Raw genomic sequence first — 19,909 nt, 5'->3', positions numbered from 1 at the left:
AAGAATTCAATAAACTTAGTGACGCAACTTCACATGGATTTTTGAGGGGCCGTCGCCATGGGACCGAGCGGCTGCCGGCTTCGGAGATCCGCTTCGGGGTTCACACGTCACAAAGATAAAAAAAGTTTCCTTACCTGCAACGGCTTTGTCTGAAAGTGGTACGGGAATGTCCAAAAAACCGAATTGCACGGCTTTTTCGGAAAGAGAAACCCGGTTGGACTTCCCCGTGGGAGCCCTTTTCGCGTATGGCTGCCGCCCGACAAGACAGAAAACGACAGTCCTCCGAGGGAGTCATTCCTTCGGAGGTCTGTCGGATAAGGGGAGGCTCGCAACCTATTTGCGGTCGCCTTCGCAGACGTAGGCGGCGATGCGGTGGCTGCGCTTGCCGAGCGGAATGCCGATGCCGAGGGTCAGGTTCATGGAGCTCTGCATGACGGGAATCCCCTGCGGGGTGTGCCTGGTGAGCAGCATGTCGGTCGCGATAAAGAAGTTGATCCATCCCGGGCAGAGGTTCAGTCCGAGACCGACGGCGTTGCCGCGGTTGTCCAGCACGGAGTAGCTGCCCGTGAGGGTAAACCAGCGCACCGGATGGAAGTTGACCGATCCGGTGAGGTTGTGCATCGTTTTGTACTCCCAGAAGCGCATCGAGTAGAAGAGTCCGAAGCCGACCCAGTGGTTCCAGAGTTCGTATTCGACGCCGGCGTTGATCGATGCCCGGAGCATCTTCGAGTTTGCAGAGCTCTCCACCTGGTTGAATTTCAGCATTTCGAGATCGAAATCCGGGGTCTGATCCGTTCCGTCGTCGGGAACCGTGACGCCGACGAACTCGGCCTGCTGGGTCGAGACGCCCGAGACCGTGCTGTTCTTGTTCCATTTGATGAATCCCAGGTCGATGACCGCCAGTGAGGCCTGCAGTCCGGGCAGGATGTCGTACGTGGCGCCCAGATCGACGGCAAAGCCGTAGCCGGCCGGTTTGCGGGGTTTGAAGTTGAGGTCGCTCATTTCGAAGGTGCCGGTTTCGGGATTCGGCGTGACGGTGGTGCCGTCGGCCGTGACGTTGACCGTGCCGCGCGTGGTGACGGCCCAGCGGTCCTGCTGGAGCGAGATGTCGAACTGGTCGTAGTTGACCTGGGCCCGGGCGGCTCCGGCCAGTAACTTGCCGCGGACGCCGATGTAGAGCTTGTCGTTCAGCAACGGAAACGAATAGTTGACGGCAGCTTCGAGATAGGCTTCGGTGGCCAGCCCGAAGTTGGAGATGGTGCCTTCACGTCCCTCTTTGAGGAATTCGAAGAGCGATTTGGGCAGGTTCATGTCCTCGTTGATGCGCAGCGACATGTCGAACGACCAGAAGTTCTTGTGGTTGCGGGTGAACTTGCCGATTCCGAAGAGGTTGATCCGCGTGTCGAGGCCCATGAGGTTGTTCTTGCGGAGGGTTCCGAGAGCCTCGGCCGACGATACGGAGCTGTCGAGCAGCGTGACGAGTTTTCCGTTGCGGGGGTAGAGGATGTTGTCCAGGGCGATGTTGCCGGACATGTTGACATTCATGCCGCCGATGACGGGCAGGTTGATGTAGCCGCGTAAGGGGGCGAAGGCCGGGTTGAACTGCGAACGGAAGGTCGAACCCTCCATGAAATAGGCCGTGGGGTTCTGGGCGGCAAGTGCCGTGGTGAGAAGCAGCGATGCCAGAAGAAGGTATGTTTTTTTCATGACGGGATGCTGTTTAGAGGTCGAACTTCAGGGCGCCGCGTTTGATCAGATACAGGTTGATCTGCATCTGGGTCTGCTGCTCCGAGGCGTTGTCGAAGCCTTTGCCGGGATAGTATTTTCGGATGACGATGGGAATATCGACCCGGGCATCCTGGACGATCGTCCGCAGGTCGTTGGCCAGAAGCCGCGTCTCGGGCAGTACGTTCTCGGGTGAATTGGCCAGCACCGTCGTCGAGAACGAGACCTGCGTGTTGAGGAAGTTGGGGGCGATCTCCAGCGTCAGGGGCAGCCGGTTGTCGATCTCGCCGGCCAGGTGGAGCGTATTCTTCGGATCGGGGGTTTCGGCCGGGTCAAGGTTGTCGCAGAGCATGTTCACCACCTCGTCGCTCAGGTCGATGTGCCCGATTTCGTAGGAGAGGTCGTCCATGTTGACATCGAGGTTTGTCAGATAGTTGCCGGCCAGGCTTTTGACCTCCTGGCTCAGTGCGTCGCGCAGGACGGCATTCGAGGTGAAGGCCTCGACGAAGGCCTCCTTGAACTCCGTCTGGGAGACGCCCGGAAGGACTCCGGCAAAATCGTCATAGTAGTTCTGCTGCAGCAGCGTGGCTACGGCGTCGAGTTTCTTGGGGTTGGTGCTCATTTCGTCGAGCAGATCCGGGAGCAGGCGGTCGTTGACGTAGGTCAGGTCGTTGAGCAGACGCTGGACGTCCGCATAGGCTCCGTTTTCATCCGTATCGGGCAGTTGGGTCGGAAGCCACGTGTCGGCTTCGTTGAAGATCTGGTCGATACGCACCTGGTCGTTGCTGTTGATGTCAGCCAGGGTGACGTACACTTTGGCCAGCGGAGCTTCGAAACGCGAGGTTTCGTCACCGATGGCGATGTTGTCGGTGTTGATGTTTGCGAGGTCGTAGTCGTTGTCGACGCAAGCTGTAGCAAAGACCCCGCACAAGAGTAAGAGTTTCCTCATATTTATATTTATCGAGTTGATGGATGATCGAGTCGCAAAGATAAATAAATCGGCTAAAATGAACAATATGTCGGCCGTTTTTGTTTGGTTTCATTTTCGTGGGATATTTGTTACATTTGCAGTCGGTATGAGCGAAACGGTCAAAAACTCGCTGAAGGAGCAGGTAGCCCTGCTCCCGCTGTCGCCGGGGGTCTATCAGTTTGTGGACCGCACGGGGACGATCATCTATGTGGGCAAGGCCAAGAGCCTGCGCAAGCGGGTCTCGTCGTATTTCGTCAATTCGAAGGAGCACAGCGCCAAGGTGCGGGTGCTGGTGCGTCAGATCGTCGAGATCCGCCACATCGTCGTCGGCAGCGAAACCGACGCCCTGCTGCTGGAGAATTCGCTCATCAAGACCCTCCAGCCGCGCTACAACATTCTGTTGAAGGACGACAAGACCTATCCGTGGATTGTCGTGCGGCGCGAGCCCTTCCCGCGGGTGCAGTCCACGCGGCAGCTCGTGCGCGACGGTTCGCAGTATTTCGGCCCCTACGGCTCGGTGATGATGCAGCACAGCGTGCTGGAGTTCATTCGCGAGGTGGTCCCGCTGCGGACCTGCAAGCTGAACCTCTCGCCCGAACAGATTGCCCGCGGCCGCTATTCGGTCTGCCTGCAGTACCACATCGGCAACTGCAAGGGACCCTGCATCGGGGCTCAGAGCGAGGAGGAGTACGACCGTCTGGTGGAGATGGTGATCTCGGTGCTGAAGGGCGACCTGCGCCCCGTACGCAAGTACCTCGAGGGGGAGATGACGCGGGCGGCCGGCGAGCTGAAGTTCGAACAGGCGCAGCGCTACAAGCAGCGTCTCGACGCGCTGGACCACTACGCCGGCAAGTCGGTAATCGTCAGTGCGCGGATTGTCGACGTGGATGTCTTCTCGCTGCTGCCGGACGACGATGTGGCGTGGTGCAACTTCGTGCGGATCCGCCACGGTTCGGTGGTGGGCGTGCAGACCGTCAAGCTCTCGACGGGCGTCGAGGGCGACGAACGCGACATGCTGACGCTCGGCATTCAGTACATGGTTGAGAATGTGGCCGGCGGGGAGTTGGCCCGGGAGGTGATCGTGCCGTTTCTGCCCTCGACGACGCTGCTGTTCGACGGGGTGACCTTCACCGTGCCGAAACGCGGCGAAAAGCTCGACCTGCTGGAATTTTCGCGCAAGAGCGCCCGCATCTACCGCGCCGAGCAGCTCAAGAACCTCGAGATCCGCAATCCGGAACGGCATACCGAACGGCTGATGAATGCCCTGCAGAAGGAGTTGCGGCTCGATCGTCCGCCGCGTCACATCGAGTGCTTCGACAACTCGAATCTTCAGGGTTCGCATCCCGTGGCGTCGTGTGTGGTCTTCCGCGACGGAAAGCCCTCGCGCAAGGAGTACCGCCACTTCAACATCAAGACGGTGGAGGGTCCGGACGACTACGCCTCGATGCGCGAGGTGGTCTACCGGCGGTACAGCCGGCTGCAGGTCGAAGGGGGCGAGATGCCCGACCTGATCATCGCCGATGGCGGCAAGGGGCAGATGGGGGTGATTCACGAGGTGCTGGAGGCCCTGCAGCTCGACATCCCGATCGCCGGCCTGGCCAAGGATGACCGGCACCGTACGGCGGAACTCTATTGCGGTTATCCGCCGCTGCTGGTCGGGCTGCGTCCCACCTCGCCGCTGTTTCACTTTCTGACGAGTATCCAGGACGAGGTGCACCGCTTCGCCATCACGTTCCACCGCCAGAAGCGGAGCAAGGCCTTTATCCACAGCGAACTGGAGCAGATCGAAGGGGTGGGGGCGAAGACCATCGAGACGCTGCTGCGCCACTTCCGTACGGTGGAGAAGGTCCGTGCGGCCAATCCCGAGGAGTTGTCGGCACTGATCGGTCCGGCGCGGGCCCGGCGTGTGCGGGACTATTTCGAGAACGGGAAGTGATCCCCGATGTCGGCCTTTCGGCGGCGTTCCATCGGCAGCGGCTGTGAAAACGGGCCTGCGGGAAAATAATTGGCGGAAAATTCTTGGAAGCGAGGAATTTTTTCTATCTTTGTCCACCCGATTCGCCGCAAGAAGCGGTAATCAGCCCGGATGGCGGAATCGGTAGACGCGTTGGTCTCAAACACCAATGACAGCAATGTCGTGCCGGTTCGACCCCGGCTCCGGGTACCAGGAAAATCGCTTGATTTGTTGATACAGACGAATTAAGCGATTTTTATTTTTCGGTTTTCCCCACATTTCCCCCCCCCACACATGTGTGTTGTGAAAGGTTATATTATCGAGCTAACAAGTAATATTCTGCAGCAGTTTGAATCCGGGCCGGTCGATTCTGGCACTATTCGACATGCAAGCCTGCGAAGAGCGGCAACAGGAACAACGGTACAGTAGGAAAAGACAGAAAAAGCGAGGCGGTAAATGATGTAGCTTGTTGGACGAATGGCTATTGTCCGAAGAAAAACAACAGACACAGGGGCAGATAGTCTTTTAGGGCGTGTCGCAGAATTTGCAGGGCCGACTGTATCTCCGATGTGACCCTCCGCACTGAAATATCGTACCGCTCAGCAATCTCTGCATAGGTCAGATGTTCGATGCGGCTCGCGAGAAATATTTCGCGTGTACGCGCCGGCATTTTGTCCAGTTCCGTCCTGAAAATATCCAGAATCTCATTGCTGAGCAGTTTGTCGAACAGATCGTTCGAAGACAACGACTTGATCGAAGACTGTACGAGTTGTATGTCGGTGGGCGAAAGTTGCCGGTGGCTGTTTAACTGCCGCAAGTATAAGAAGCAACGGTTGCGTACGCACATGTAGGCATACCCGCGCATATTGGTTTCGTCCGCCAACTCCCCTCTTCGCTGCCAAATGCGGACAAAACAGTCCATAACGATATCCTGCGCCGCATCCATATCCCGCACGTAGGAGAACGCGATGTCGATGAGACGTGTGTTGTTTTCGGAAAAGAATTTTCCGAAATCCTCGGGATTGAATATAGAGCCGTTGCGCTGCAAATCGAAATTTTATGCAAAGATAGTTTTTTTTGGACACATGCATTGCATTTGAATTTTTAAATAAATTTTGTAAATTATTAAATAAATTTATTTGATGCGAAAAGCGTTTTTTCGCTGTAAGACTTCCCTGTTTATGTGTTTTGTAATAAAAATGTAATAAACATATTAAATAAAACGGAGTGGAAACGGAAATTTTGCATAAATACCTGAGCGGGATGACGACATCGGAAGAGGAGACTCAAATTGCGGAGTGGCTCTCTGCCGACCCGAATAACCAGAAAGAGATGGATACGGCCCGGTTCTTGTTCGACTCGGTCAAACTTTACGGAGACAAGATGCAGCCCACTCAGCGGCGACTGCTCGTAAGGTGGCGGACAATCGGTCGCTGGGCCACGCAAATCGCTGCGGCAGTCATGATTGCCTTAGGGGCCGGATTCTTCGCAAACAGATATTCGATCGGCGAATTATCCGATAAGCACCACTCCATTTACGTACCTGCGGGACAACGTATGGAACTTACGCTGGCCGACGGAACCCATATATGGATGAACTCCGAGTCCCGACTCGAATATCCGATTCTGTTTGCACAGGATGTCCGGCGCGTGAAATTGATCGGAGAAGCCATGTTCGAAGTCGCGCACGATGAGTCTCATCCGTTTATTGTGGAGACTTTCGCTTCGGATGTCCGGGTGCTCGGTACGAAATTCAACGTCGATGCGAACGAAGCGCACCATCGGTTCTCGATAACCTTGATGGAGGGTTCGGTGCGGATTTCGAACCGGCTGGACCCAAGCCAGGCGAATATCGTCATGAGACCGAATGAAAAGGTCGATCTCATCGGAAACTATTTATACACGTCCAAGCTCGACGATTACGATTCTCCGTGCTGGTTGAACGGACAGCTCGACATTACGGGGCTGTCGTTCGCCGAACTGATGGAGAAGATGGAACAGGCATTTGCCGTCCGGGTAGTCATCAAACGCAGCTCTTTGCCTTCGACCGCCGGCATCGGCGGCAAGATCCGCATAAATGCTGGGGTCGGCAATGCATTCAGGTGGCTGCACTCCTTGTTGAACTTCGATTACGAGATAGATGAAGCGGAGAATACGATAACGATCAAATAATCCGAATGTAAACCTAATCCATACTGCCTATGATGAATCCAGAAACGTAAAATTCCGGACATCCGACAAAAAAGCCTGCGAAGTGGAAGTTCGCAGGCCCGGTAAAAAGATCGGATGTCTTTAGCTAATCACACGAATCTAATTACCAAATTTTTTCACAAAAGTATGAATAAAACAGCGTTCTCCCAAAAAATAGGAAAACTGTTTGAACTAGTATTCATCCTGCTTTTAAGTCTGAGCGTTACCGTTGTAAGAGCGCAGGATAGTGGTATCACGCTTAAAATGCAGGACGCCACCGTGGCTCAAGTGATGAAAGCGATTGAAAATCAGTCGCATTATGTGTTCCTTTATAAGAACTTGGACACCTCCCGGAAGGTGAGTGTCGATATCCGGAATAAGCGCATTGACGAGGTGCTGGATATCGTATTCAAAGATCTCAATATTTCCTACAAGATCGACGATCTTCAAATTCTGCTGTCACAGAAAAAGTTCGATAGCAAGGCTCCCGCAACGATTACGGGATTCGTAACCGATGTTTCGCAGCAGCCTGTCATCGGCGCGAGCATCATCGTAAAAGGTACGACGATCGGTACGACCACCGATGTCGACGGCAGCTACAAATTGCAGCTGCCCCGATCGGCCGAACCGCTGATTCTGATCGTCAATTATCTCGGTTACACCCCTGTCGAGGTGGCCGTGAACAACCGCACCTCCATCGATATCACGCTGAAAGAGGATACGGTCAATGTCGACGCCATTGTTGTGACGGCTCTCGGCATCAAGCGCTCGGAAAAGGCGCTGTCTTACAACGTGCAGTCGGTCGACTCCGAGTCGATCCTCGCAAACAAGGATGTCAACTTCATCAACTCGCTGAACGGCAAGGTGGCCGGTCTGACGATCAACGCTTCGGCCGGCGGTGTGGGCAGTGCCTCGAAAGTGGTCATGCGCGGCCAGAAGTCGATTACCCAGTCGTCGAATGCGCTCTACGTCATCGACGGCGTACCCATGTATACGACCGCGCGCGACGGCAGCACGGAGTTCGGCTCGCAGGGTACGACCGATCCCATCGCCGACATCAACCCCGAGGACATCGAGTCGATGTCGGTGCTGAACGGTGCGGCCGCTGCGGCTCTCTACGGTTCGGATGCCGCCAACGGTGCGATCGTCGTGACGACCAAGCGCGGCAAGGCGGGACATACGTCCATCACCGTATCGAGCAATACCGAAGTGTCGTCGCCATTCATCCTGCCCGAGTTCCAGAACCGCTACGGAACGGGCAACATCTATTTGAGCGAAGGTTCGATCGTACAGAGTTGGGGGCATCTGCTCAATGCGGCCAACAAATATGGCTACGACCCGCGCAAGGATTATTTCCAGACCGGCGTAACCGGCACGGAAAGCGTTTCGGTCTCGACTGGCACGGAGAAAAATCAGACCTACTTTTCCGCAGCAACGGTCAATTCGCGCGGCGTGATTCCCAACAACACCTACGACCGATACAACTTCACGTTCCGCAATACGACATCGTTTCTCAATGACAAACTCAAATTGGACGTCGGTGCCAGTTACATCATTCAGAAAGACCGCAACATGACCAATCAGGGTTTGTACAATAACCCGCTGGTCGGTGCCTACCTCTTCCCGCGCGGCAACGACTGGGCCGATATCAAAATGTACGAACGCTACGATGCTGCCCGTCGTCTATATGTCCGATACTGGCCCGTAGGCGATGCCGGATTGGCGATGCAGAATCCCTACTGGATCAACTATCGCAACCTGCGAGAGAATCGCAAGGACCGTTACATGCTCAATGCATCGCTCTCCTACGACATTCTCGACTGGCTCAACGTATCCGGCCGCATCCGCATCGACAACAGCAGCACGGCCTATACCGAGAAGTTCTATGCTTCGACCATCACGCAGCTGACCGAAGGTTCGGAGAACGGCCTTTACGGCATTACAAAGACCGAAGACCGTCAGGTCTACGGCGACGTGTTGGTGAACATCAACAAGACGTTCGGCGACGACTGGTCGCTGCAGGCCAACGTCGGTGCTTCGATTTCGGATATGCGCTACGATGCCATGAAGAACCGCGGCCCGATTCCCGACGGCGTAGTCACCGACGAAAAGCCCATGCTGGCCAACGTCTTCAATATACAGAACCTGAGCAACACCTCCAAGACCGAACGGCTGCAGGACGGATGGCGCGAGCAGACGCAGTCGATCTTCGCATCGGCCGAAATCGGGTATAAAAACACCTACTTTCTGACCTTGACCGGCCGCAACGACTGGCCTTCGCAGCTGGCGGGCCCCCACTCGACCAAGACCTCGTTCTTCTATCCGTCGGTGGGCCTGTCGGTGGTGTTGTCGCAGATCATCCCGAACATGCCCGAGAATCTCTCGTACGTCAAGATCCGCGGCTCGTACGCTTCGGTCGGTGTCGCTTTCGAGCGCTACCTGGCCAATCCGCAGTTCACCTGGAGCAAAAGCGGTCTGAACTGGAGCTCGCAGACTCGCTTCCCGGTCTACAACCTCAAACCCGAGCGAACGAAGTCGTTCGAGATTGGTCTTACGATGCGCTTCCTGCGTCACTTCAACCTCGACGTTTCCTACTACGATACGAAAACGTCGGACCAGACATTCGAACCTACGATTTCGACCGGTTCGGGATCCTCGTCGCTGACCATTCAGTCAGGCGACGTGCGCAACCGCGGTGTCGAGCTGGCTTTGGGCTATAACAATACGTGGGGCAAGTTCTCGTGGGATACCAACTACACGCTCTCGGTCAACCGCAACAAGATCCTCTCGCTGGCCAACGATGTGGTCAACCCCGAAACCGGCGAACACTTTTCGGTCGACCAACTTGACATGGGTGGTCTGGGCGATGCCCGCTTCATCCTGCGCAAGGGCGGTACACTGGGCGATTTCTATTCGCGCGTCGATCTGAAACGCGACAGCAACGGCGATATTTACACCAGCGAAAAGGGCGAGATCGCTACCGAACCGATCGCCGACGTGAACAGCTACATCAAACTCGGCAGCGTGCTGCCCGACGCGAATATGGCATGGCGTAACGACTTCCGCTGGGGCAACTTCAACTTCGGATTCATGGTGTCGGCCCGTCTGGGCGGCGTGGTATTTTCGCGTACGCAGGCCATGCTGGACTACTACGGCGTATCCGAGGCTACGGCTGCAGCCCGTGACCGGGGCGGCGTGATGATCAACGGCGACGATCTGGTCAATGCCAACAAGTGGTATACGGCAGTTGGTGGCGGCAACTCCGTGCCGCAGTACTACACCTATTCGGCCACGAACGTCCGTCTGCAGGAGGCCTCGATCGGCTACACCATCCCGAAAAAGAAGCTGGGCGACGTCTGCGAAATCACCCTCTCGCTCGTGGGGCGCAACCTGTGGATGATCTACAACAAGGCACCGTTCGATCCTGAATCAATCGCGACCACCGGAAACTACTATCAGGGTATCGACTACTTCATGATGCCTTCGATGCGTAGCTTCGGCTTCAACCTCCGACTCAAATTCTAATCAGCGACGACCATGAAAACCAACATATTGAAAATTGCCGTAGCGATAATCGTGCTCGCAGGAACTGCTTGCACGGAAAACTACCTCAACATCAACACCCATCCTTACGAGCCTTCGGAGGAGGACATGCAGACCGACGGCTATATTCTCGGTTCGACTCTCACGTCGCTGGCCGGCACGGTCGTTTCGACCGACGTCAACACGGCGCAATTCACCGACGTGCTGCTGGGCGGTACGGTCGGAGGCTACTACGCTCCTACCAAGCAAAGCTGGGCGAACACCATCGCCAACTACAACCCGACGGACGACTGGACCAACGTCTTCTTGCGCAGCAAGGAGATCATTCCGACGCTCTATTCGAACCTGCGCCAGCTGAAGAAGGTGACCGACGACCCGATCGTGCTGGCCATCGCCGACGTGATAAAGGTCATGGCCATGCACCGCGTGACGGATACCTATGGTCCGATTCCCTACTCGAAGATCGGTGAAAACGGTCAGATTCAGGTGCCCTACGATTCGCAGGAGGAGGTCTACGATGCCTTTTTCGAAGAGCTCGACCATGCGATCGAGGTGCTGACCGCGCACCGCAACGAGGCCATCTCGCCCAAGGCCGATTACATCTACGGCGGCAATCCCGAGCGGTGGTGCCGACTGGCCAACTCGCTCAAGCTGCGTCTGGCCATGCGCATTGTCTACGCTGATCCCGACAAAGCGCGTCGTATGGCCGAAGAGGCTGTGAAGAGCGAAGTGGGTGTTATCCTTTCGAATGCCGACAATGCGCAGCTGACCTCGTTCGGTGCGGACGGCAACCCGATCTGGGTGGCTGTCAACTACAACAATGATGGCAGCACTACGGGTGGCGATACGCATGTGGCGGCCGATATCACCGCCTACATGGCCGGTTATGCAGATCCGCGATGCGCGAAATACTTCATTGCGTCGGAGTGGGAGGGACAGCCCTATGTCGGGATTCGCCGCGGTATTGTCATCCCGCCGACGAGCGTCGGATTCAAATATTCCGGAGTCAACGTCGGTATCGCATCTCCCATCGTATGGATGAATGCCGCCGAAGTGGCTTTCCTCAAAGCAGAAGCAAAAGCAGTCTTCGGATTCGATATGGGTTCTTCAACTGCCGAGGAACTATATAACGAAGGTGTTCGATTGTCATTTGAGCAGTGGGGCGTATCGGGTGTCGATGACTATTTGGCCGATTCCGAGCACGTACCTCAAGTCTATGTCGATCCGGCAGGCACGAACTCCTATGCAGAGACACTTTCGACCGTCACCGTAGCTTGGAATGACGAGGCTTCCGTCGACGAAAAACAGGAGCGTATCATCATTCAGAAATGGATCGCCAACTGGGGACTCGGCAACGAGGCGTGGGCAGATTACCGCCGCACGGGGTATCCGCACCTGATTCCCGCTACGGCCGACGGCAACAAGAGTCTCGGTGTCGTTGATTCGCAATTGGGGGCGCGTCGTATGCCCTATCCGAGCGACGAATATACCACCAACAACGAAAACGTCCTTTATGCCGTTTCGGAGCTGCTCGATGGCGCTGACAATATGGCAACCCGTCTGTGGTGGGACTGCAACCCGTCAATCCGATAATCGTAAACCTTAAAACATCATGAAATCGAATATCATCAAATTTTTCTTTCCGGTCGTAATGCTTTTTGCATTCGTGGCGTGCGACGAATGGACTGAGATCGAGAGTCTTGATATTCACCGTCCAACGCTGGAGGAGCAGAATCCCGAACTTTATGCGCAGTACATGCAGGCGCTGCGCGATTACAAGGCTCGCGACCACAAGATTGTTTTCGTATCCGTCGACAATCCGTCGACGGCTCCCAGCCAGCGGAGCGAACACATCAAGACATTGCCTGACAGTGTGGACTATATCGTATTGAAAAATCCGGCCGACGTACATCCTACGCTCGTGGCGGAAATGTCGCTGGTGCGTGAAAAGGGTACGCGCGTCCTCTATACGATCGATTACGATGCGCTGGAGGCTCGTTGGGCACAAATCCTCGAAGAGGAGGAGAATAACCAACCCGAGGAGTCCGAGACTCCCGAAACACCCGATGAAAGCGATGGTGATGAAGGCGAAGAACTCCAGCCTGACCCGGCAGTAGTTCTGGAGCAGCGTTTTCTCGATTTCTGCCGTGAGCAGACTGCCCTGCAACTCTCCTATTGCGACCGCTACGGATTCGACGGCGTGATTGTCGCATGTACCGGCAAGAACTATTCCGGCATGGCGGACGACGTGCAGGCGCGCTACATAGCCCGTCAGGAGGCATTCTTCGGAACGGTCGGCGCCTGGTATGGAACGCACGCCGGCAAGTCGCTCTCATTCTGCGGCAAGCCGCAGTATCTGGCCGACAAGAGCATCCTTGCGCAGTGCGACTACGTTATCCTTCCGGCTATCGACGTCCAGTCTGTGAGCGAGCTGTCGCTGGTACTCGTCCAAGCCTCGGTAGCCGAAGTGCCTGCCGACCGTTTCGTCATCCAAGTTTCGACGGTTTCGGCGACCGATCCTACGGATGAGACCGGATATTTCCTCGGTTTGGACGAGGACGGAAAGTCGCGTCTGCGTGCCGTCAAGGCCGCGGCACAGTGGACGCTTGCTGCATCCGACGGCACGAAAGCCGGGTTATTCATTGCCGATGCCCAGAACGATTATTTCAATATCTCGATGGTATACCGGAATATCCGGGAGGCGATCTCGATCATGAACCCTGCACCTAAAAACCGATAAGAATCATGAAACGCATATTACTCCTCATTGCAGTTTTCGTCGCAGCGACTTTTACCGGCTGCAAGAACGAAGATCCGAGCGAACACCATTTCGATAACAAACTCTATATTTCTTCGACCGACTTCTCGGATGAGATGCGGATCAAGAGCGGGATCAAACAGTATACGCGCCAAATCTTCACGAGTATCGCGACTCCGGAGATGCATGACATTCGCGTAACATTCGCTGTTGACTTCTCCCTGGTGGACTATTATCGCAAGGCTTACTACGAACCGGAGGCTATTGCGCTCAGCGAAGCGCATTACCGGATCGAGCCACTCGCTACCGAAATCACGGCGGGCAGCGTGGCTGGCACGCCCGTGACTGTCGAATTTTTCGATACGGACCAGCTTGATCGCGAAAAGGTCTATGTGCTGCCTGTGACGATTGCTTCGGCCGAAGGCATCGAGGTGCTGGAGAGCGCCCGTACGATGTTTTATGTATTCAAGGGCGGAGCTTTGATCGATGTGGTAGCCAATATCTCCCGGAACAGTTTCGAGGTGAAATGGGTCACCGATGTGAGTCAAATCCCCGTCATCACTGTCGAGGCTCTGATTCGCGTATCCGATTTCGGAGCCGTAGGCAACAAGAGCGAGAAAATCAGTACGCTGTTCGGTGTCGAAGAGCAGTTCCTGATACGTATTGGCGACTCGGGATTCCCCGAAAACCAGGTGCAGCTGGTCTACAATAAGTACAAGTTCCCCTCGTCGGGCGATCCCGCGCTCGGCCTGCCCACCAAACAGTGGGTGCACGTAGCCGTTGTATGGGATGGCACGACCGGCGAGCGCATCATCTATCATGACGGCAAACAGATCTCCTATTCAAAGGTCTCTGCGCGCGGTACAATCGACCTCTCGACTGCGATTACCCGCCCCTGCTACATAGGCAAGTCCTTCAACGACCAACGCTGGCTGGAGGGTGAGATCGCCGAGTTGCGCGTCTGGAACGTGCAGCGTACGGCTCAGGAGCTTATCGACAACCGATATACGATCGATCCCGAAAGCGAGGAGGTCAAAGGCAAACTCTATGCCTACTGGAAATTCGACGAGGGAGAGGGCAACACCATCCACGACCGTTCGGGCAACGGAAACGATGCCGTGGCGGCTTCGGAAGTGACGTGGGTGTCGGTATCGCTGCCCGAAAGCAAATAGTCAATCAATCACCGAACAAGATTATGAAAACGATAAAAGAATTGAAAGTGTCCCTGGTGTGCTTGGCAGGTCTGTTTGGTGCGGCATGCACCGAGGATATCGAGGCCGGCAAGGCGATCGACGAATCGCCTTACAGCGCCGTCACCCGTATCGATGGCATGCTGCTCGATGCCGCAACCAATCGTAGTGAGAAAGTCGTTGAGTTGCGCGATGCGATCAGCGAGACCGGAATCTACTTTTCAATGACCAAATTGCCGGCTTCGGGCGTAGACGTGAAGATCGAACTCGACGCCGATTACGTCGACAGCTACAATAAGAAGCACGGTACGGATTTCATCCTTTTCCCGGTCGAGAACGTTACGATTGCCCGCAACGGTGAACTGCTGCTCGCGCCCGACGAGATTCGCTCGGAAGAGGTTGCGATCTCCCTTGCGGCAAGCGACGAACTGGAGGGCGGTGCCACCTATCTGCTGCCGCTGAAAGCCGTGAGCATGACCGACGGCATCAACTGCGAGGCTGCAGGCCGCATGGTCTATTTGGTGCGCAACCTCCGCAATCTAACCTCGGACTTCATAGCCGACGACCCCTATGAGGGGTTGTACACCAATCCCGACAAGTCTCAGAAGACGATACTCTACATCGAGACCAACGACTGCAATCCGCTCAATGCGCTGGAATTCCGGAGCGGCAAAACGCTCAATATCGACTATCTGGTGCTTTTCGCCTTCAACATCAACTATGACAAAATCAATAACCGGATCTATATTTACAGCAACGCCAGCAACGAGTGGCTGCTTCGCAACAACGATGCCGTTCTGCAGCGTCTGCGCAAACACGGCATCAAGGTGATCGCCGGTATTCTGGGCAACCACGATGAAGCCGGCATCGCACAGCTTTCCGATCTGGGTGCCCGTCAGTTCGCCGCTGAGCTGGCTGCGTTCTGCAAAGCCTACAACCTCGATGGCGTGGCTTTCGACGACGAGTATTCGGAAAAACTGGGCGACGATTTCGACTATGCGAGTCATCCCCTCCTCGCTCCGAACGACTGGAGCCGTCTTTCCCGCCTGCTCTACGAGACTAAACTGGCCATGCCCGACAAGACCATCATCGGCTATCAGGTCGGCAAACTGGACAAGCGTCTCGTATCGATCGATGGCGTTGAGATGGGCGAGTGTCTGGATATCGTCGTCCCGGATTACGGCCGCACGCCTTATGTCTATCCGGGCATGACCAAGATGGATTGCGCCGGAGGTTCTTATGAACTGATGTTGGGCAAGGGCAGCACAAGCGGCAGTGGATACGGTTACACCATGTATTTCGGCCTTGCTCCTCGCTATTATTCGTCCAACAATCAGCTTTCGCGCTTCGGCAAGGGTTCTCCCACCCACTTCTACAAGAACAACGACTTGACGCGATATCCCATATCGCAGTTGTCCGATTATGTCAAGGAATTCAATTAACGACCAAGCATCGCTTTATGAAAAAGATATTTATGGCATTCGCCGCTTGGGCATGCGTGCTGAGCGGCTGTTCAGACGATGACAATGCGCAAACCGCGCCTGAAGTTGTCGACTCGATAAACATTTCGACGGAGACGATTTCCGCCGGCCCGGAGGGCGCCGATGACTGCGCTGTTGTCGTGACCAGCTCTGCCGACTGGCGGCTGACCGGACATTGCGACTGGGCTGAGCCGTCGGCCGTCGCCGGCAAAAGCGGCGATGAAGTAGTCTTTACCATCGAACCTAACGAAACCGGCGTCCGGCGCGAGGCGACGTTCAAGTTCTTCACAGGGTCGGTCATAGTGCCTCTCAAGGTGATCTCCGAACCTACCTATGTACTCGAACTGCTCTCCAAGAGTGCCGAGACCTTCAAGACCAATTCGTCGACCTATCAGGTGATTCTGAATACCAACGTGCCGGAACTGTCGCATGACATTGTGTTCGAGGACGCCGAGGAAGGTGCTGAACCTTGGATCACCTATATCGAACGCCGCGAGGGATACGGCAAGACCACGCTCAACTTCGCTATCGCTGAAAACAAGGGATACATGGCCCGTAAGGCCCGGCTAACGATCGACAGCGAAGAGACGGAGACCCCGATTGAGATCACTTTCGAACAGTCGATGGTTGAGTATTGCAACGTGGTGGCTGAAGATGCCTATTCGTTCGATTTGACCGAGCGGACGTTTAAGATCCGCATCGAGACCAGTGTCGAGTACGAATTTGAACAGGGAAAGCGCAGTGACTGGATTACGGCCGGCGAACCGGAACTTATATCGGATGAAAAAGGGCTGCGCACCGAAGAGTTGACCATTCACCTCGATGCCGCCGAGTCTTCGCGTAAAGGTACTTTCCAGATTCGTCAGAAAGACCAGATCTGGGGCGATCCGCTGGCCGAGATCACGGTGCAACAGCGCGACCCCAATGCTGTATATGCGGATATCGAAGACGATAACTTCCGGACTTGGCTCCTTGACTATGAGTGGATTGAGGAAGAGGAAGACGGGCTGTATGTCGTGACCAAAACGGGTAAGACAGAGACCACGATAGAAAACAACAAGCCGAACCGATATTACAAGTGGGAGTCGCTTAAAGGTATCGAGGCGTTCCCGCAGATTGAGGAGATTCATGTGAACAAGCATAATTTCAAGACGCTCGATATCTCAATGCTGTACAAGGTGCGCGTACTTGAATGCGAGCAGAACTCCCAACTTTCCACGATCATTTTGGGCCAAAATCCGATCTCGGAGTTCAGTGTTTATACCGGTGATACGATCGACGACTATGATTTCACCGTGCTGACTATCTCTGGCGAGAAGGTCGAAACAATCGACGTCGGCCTTGAGGATCCGGACTACGACGGACCTTATGATGATCTGGAAACGCTCGACGTTTCGGGGTGCCCTGCTTTGAAAACTCTGAACTGTATTCGTGGTGATAAACTGACGAAGTTAATCCTTAAACAGGGACAGACGATCCCGAATCTCAAGAAAAAAGATACTACGATCATCGAATATAAATAAGAGATTTTTATGTCCATGCAATCGCACAAACATACTCTGTGCGATTGCATGGACTTTTATACGTTTAGCTTGTCAATTGGGATGGCTCTCCCTTGCGCCGGGTTTCCTCGCTCTACTTCGCGATGGGTAGACCTGCCATTTGCCGGCTCGTTTCTTCACCACACGGTTGAATTGCGTGCAGAGGTCTGTCGTCTCGTAACTCCGTGCTCCCTTCTTGCGACAGGACGCTCCATTCGGGCCGTTGGGCTTCGTAGCCCTTTTTCACTTGAAGCGGCATGTCGTCTGCCGGGAGACCCTCCGTCGCGCACTCATCGGGGAGCCTGCAGGTTCCGAGACCGCCCTGTGCCGCTCATGACGGCACAGGGGCCGTAAAGGATCGTTCTCAAGGTTTGGTGCGAGGCGTCGTCAGACGTGCTATTTTTCCAGAAGATTCAGTGCCTCCTGGACCACCAGACGCTCGTTGCCCGGCGTGTAGCCCGTGTGGGTGTAGATTGTTTCGCCGTTCTTGATAATCATCACGAACGGAATCGAGGTCAGGTTGAGTGCCTTGAACAGCACCTTATTCTGGTCGAGCAGCACCTCGTAGGGCCAACGTTTGCCCTTCACCAGCGAGCGAACCTTGGCCGTGGCTCGCGAATCGTCGGTTGAGATGGTTACGATGCGGACCTTGTCCTTCCACATCTCCTCGATGTCGTACAGGGCATCCAGCTCGGACTGGCACGGCTTGCACCACGTGGCCCAGAACGAAACAATCACCACGTCGTCCTTTAGCACATCCTTCATCAAAACCTCCGTACCATCCAATTGCTTCAATGTCAGGTTCCCCGGAATGTTCTGGCCCATGGCCAGACTTGCGGCCAGAATCAGCGCGCATGTGAACAGAATCTTTTTCATGGTTGTTTTGTTTGTCTTTGAGATTATTGATTTCGATTCGAATCTTTTCGAGACGCAGCCGTTCGAGTTCGGCGAAGAGTGCCGTGGCCGAACCTCTGCCGTCGGATAGTTGTGTGTAGAGCCTTTCGAGGGCCTCGACTGTGGAGGAGAACTCTGGATGTGTGTCAACCTGTCGTTCGAGTTCGACAAGAAAGCTGTCCTGCATGGTAAAGGCGTCCTCGCCGTGCTCCTTCAGTGTCTGACGGAACAACTCCGGAACTCCGGCAAGGATCTCGGGCGTCGTGACTGCCAATACCTCTTTCCAGATCCTGCTCTGGCGCCGAGCCATTTCGCTCGGTGAGGCCGTCAGTCCGTTGTCCCGTAGCAGGGGAATCGAGAAGCGTCCTTTCGCATCGGTGATCATTCCGCGGATGATCCACTCTAATATTTCGTTTTGAAGCGGCATTCCACGTGATTGCCGGGCCATTTGTGCGTAGAGTTGTTGCGTTTCGGCCAGCATGGCGTCATAGAGCGCCACGGCCGGAATCTCCGTATCGCTTCCGGTGAGATGTGAAGCCTCCTCGCTCATGAAGCGATTCCACATCCTCATGCGCTTCCGAAGGTCGCGAAACTCCCGGGCCAGACGCTTCTCCGTCATGGGCTCCGGGGTCGGCCTGAGCTGTTTCGGAGCACTCCCGAAGGCCTCCTCCAACGTCTCTTTGATGTTATCCATCAGGCAGTTGTGGCGCCGTGCCTGTGCGTCGGACAGCAACTGCCGCAAGGTGCGGTAGGAATCCGATTGTCGGAGGCTGTGGCGCAGGGCATCCTGCTCCCAACTCCCGGCTCCGAGGTTGATACGGACGAATGTCGGCATATTCCGTGCCAGGATACGTTGCGTATGGACGGTAAGCAGATCCTCCGAGGCGTCGTAGGAGATCCCATACGGCGTTGTAAGCGGGATCACCTCTTCACCGGTTACCGTCTGCAACAGCATTCGCCGGTGGTGTCGGTTGTATTCGGCTACGGCCTGTTGCAGCACATCGGCATACTCCTCTGGGAGGGTCGAGCCCACGACTACTTCGATCGGGGACTCTTTCCCGACTTTCGGTCTGTCGGATCCGATCTCCTCTCCGGTATTGCCGGCTGTCAGATAGAAACTGATTTCGAGCGGCAGTGCCCCCGAAGACATCAGGATTTCCGTGCTACGCTCCGGGGATTCCACGTGGTACCAGACTCTGATCCGCACGAGTGTTCCCCCGGCAGTTGGCTCGACTCCCAACAGCGATTCATGCCCGTAGCGTTGGTTGCGCAGGATTCCTTCGCTGCATTCGTACCACAGCCCCGAATTATAGAGGCATTCGTGGATGTCGACCAACAGCCGTTCCGATCCGGCAATCCGTGCCAGAGGCAGGGGAGTCGTCCCGAACTTCCGATTCCGGAGCGTGTCTGCAATCTGCACCCGGGCCATGCCCGTTGCCGGATCTGCTTCCAATAGGAATGGCGGCAGGTTCGGCAGCACACGATTTCGCATGCCGGCACCCCGGTCGAGTTGGACCGTAAGCCGGAGTTCGCACGTCGGGATTTCAATCCAGATCCCGTCTCCCGAGGCGTAGACCGGCAATCGACCTCCGCAGAGCTGTTGCAGGGTGTCCGTTGTGATTTCCCGTAGTGTCGGGGCTTTCGCTTGTTGTTCTCCGACGGC

At 55.4% G+C, this 19,909-nt stretch carries 12 protein-coding genes and 1 tRNA gene; 9 read left to right on the top strand and 4 right to left on the bottom strand.

The window, feature by feature from the left end; genetic code table 11:
* Nucleotides 1-333 precede the first annotated feature (333 nt).
* Together B5G09_RS01905 and B5G09_RS01900 are read right to left on the bottom strand one after the other, a co-directional pair.
* A complete protein-coding gene (locus tag B5G09_RS01905; protein WP_087403786.1) occupies nt 334-1,707 on the bottom strand; it encodes a DUF5723 family protein in 1,374 nt (457 codons plus the stop codon).
* A gap of 13 nt (nt 1,708-1,720) precedes the next feature.
* Nucleotides 1,721-2,674: a hypothetical protein gene (locus B5G09_RS01900; RefSeq protein ID WP_143256452.1), complete on the bottom strand. Its 954-nt coding sequence runs from the start codon at nt 2,672-2,674 to the stop codon at nt 1,721-1,723.
* Nucleotides 2,675-2,801: 127 nt separating this feature from the next.
* Here B5G09_RS01900 and uvrC point away from each other — a divergent pair, with 127 nt between their 5' ends.
* Together uvrC and B5G09_RS01890 are read left to right on the top strand one after the other, a co-directional pair.
* Complete coding sequence (gene uvrC / locus B5G09_RS01895; RefSeq protein ID WP_087403784.1) at nt 2,802-4,631, top strand: excinuclease ABC subunit UvrC; 1,830 nt, start codon at nt 2,802-2,804, stop codon at nt 4,629-4,631.
* 144 nt (nt 4,632-4,775) lie between these two features.
* A tRNA-Leu gene (locus B5G09_RS01890) sits at nt 4,776-4,862 on the top strand.
* Nucleotides 4,863-5,130: 268 nt separating this feature from the next.
* Here B5G09_RS01890 and B5G09_RS01885 read toward each other — a convergent pair.
* Entirely contained in the window at nt 5,131-5,697 is a 567-nt protein-coding gene (locus tag B5G09_RS01885) for an RNA polymerase sigma-70 factor (protein WP_087403783.1), read from the bottom strand.
* Nucleotides 5,698-5,876: 179 nt separating this feature from the next.
* Here B5G09_RS01885 and B5G09_RS01880 point away from each other — a divergent pair, with 179 nt between their 5' ends.
* From B5G09_RS01880 to B5G09_RS01850, 7 genes are all read left to right on the top strand, one after another.
* Entirely contained in the window at nt 5,877-6,821 is a 945-nt protein-coding gene (locus B5G09_RS01880) for a FecR family protein (protein WP_143256451.1), read from the top strand.
* Between the two features lie 165 nt (nt 6,822-6,986).
* Nucleotides 6,987-10,364 carry a TonB-dependent receptor gene (locus B5G09_RS01875; protein ID WP_087403781.1) on the top strand — a complete coding sequence of 1,126 codons (3,378 nt, stop codon included), beginning with the start codon at nt 6,987-6,989 and terminating at the stop codon, nt 10,362-10,364.
* Between the two features lie 12 nt (nt 10,365-10,376).
* Nucleotides 10,377-11,975 carry a RagB/SusD family nutrient uptake outer membrane protein gene (locus B5G09_RS01870; RefSeq protein WP_087403780.1) on the top strand — a complete coding sequence of 533 codons (1,599 nt, stop codon included), beginning with the start codon at nt 10,377-10,379 and terminating at the stop codon, nt 11,973-11,975.
* Nucleotides 11,976-11,994: 19 nt separating this feature from the next.
* Nucleotides 11,995-13,122 (top strand): glycoside hydrolase family 18, encoded by a 1,128-nt coding sequence (locus tag B5G09_RS01865; protein ID WP_087403779.1) that lies wholly within the window; start codon nt 11,995-11,997, stop codon nt 13,120-13,122.
* Nucleotides 13,123-13,127: 5 nt separating this feature from the next.
* Nucleotides 13,128-14,312 (top strand): DUF1735 and LamG domain-containing protein, encoded by a 1,185-nt coding sequence (locus B5G09_RS01860; protein WP_087403778.1) that lies wholly within the window; start codon nt 13,128-13,130, stop codon nt 14,310-14,312.
* Between the two features lie 56 nt (nt 14,313-14,368).
* On the top strand, nt 14,369-15,772 hold the full coding sequence (locus B5G09_RS01855; RefSeq protein WP_241147540.1) for a DUF1735 domain-containing protein: 1,404 nt from the start codon (nt 14,369-14,371) through the stop codon (nt 15,770-15,772).
* Nucleotides 15,773-15,789: 17 nt separating this feature from the next.
* Complete coding sequence (locus tag B5G09_RS01850) at nt 15,790-17,334, top strand: BACON domain-containing carbohydrate-binding protein (RefSeq protein ID WP_087403776.1); 1,545 nt, start codon at nt 15,790-15,792, stop codon at nt 17,332-17,334.
* A gap of 414 nt (nt 17,335-17,748) precedes the next feature.
* Here B5G09_RS01850 and B5G09_RS01845 read toward each other — a convergent pair whose 3' ends face one another.
* Nucleotides 17,749-18,117: a TlpA disulfide reductase family protein gene (locus B5G09_RS01845; RefSeq protein ID WP_241147539.1), complete on the bottom strand. Its 369-nt coding sequence runs from the start codon at nt 18,115-18,117 to the stop codon at nt 17,749-17,751.
* Nucleotides 18,118-19,909 lie beyond the last annotated feature (1,792 nt).

This window comes from Alistipes sp. An54, from assembly GCF_002159375.1.
GTDB lineage: Bacteria > Bacteroidota > Bacteroidia > Bacteroidales > Rikenellaceae > Alistipes > Alistipes megaguti.
The sequence above is the reverse complement of the archived record's forward strand: the minus strand, read 5'-3'. Positions and strand labels throughout refer to the sequence as shown.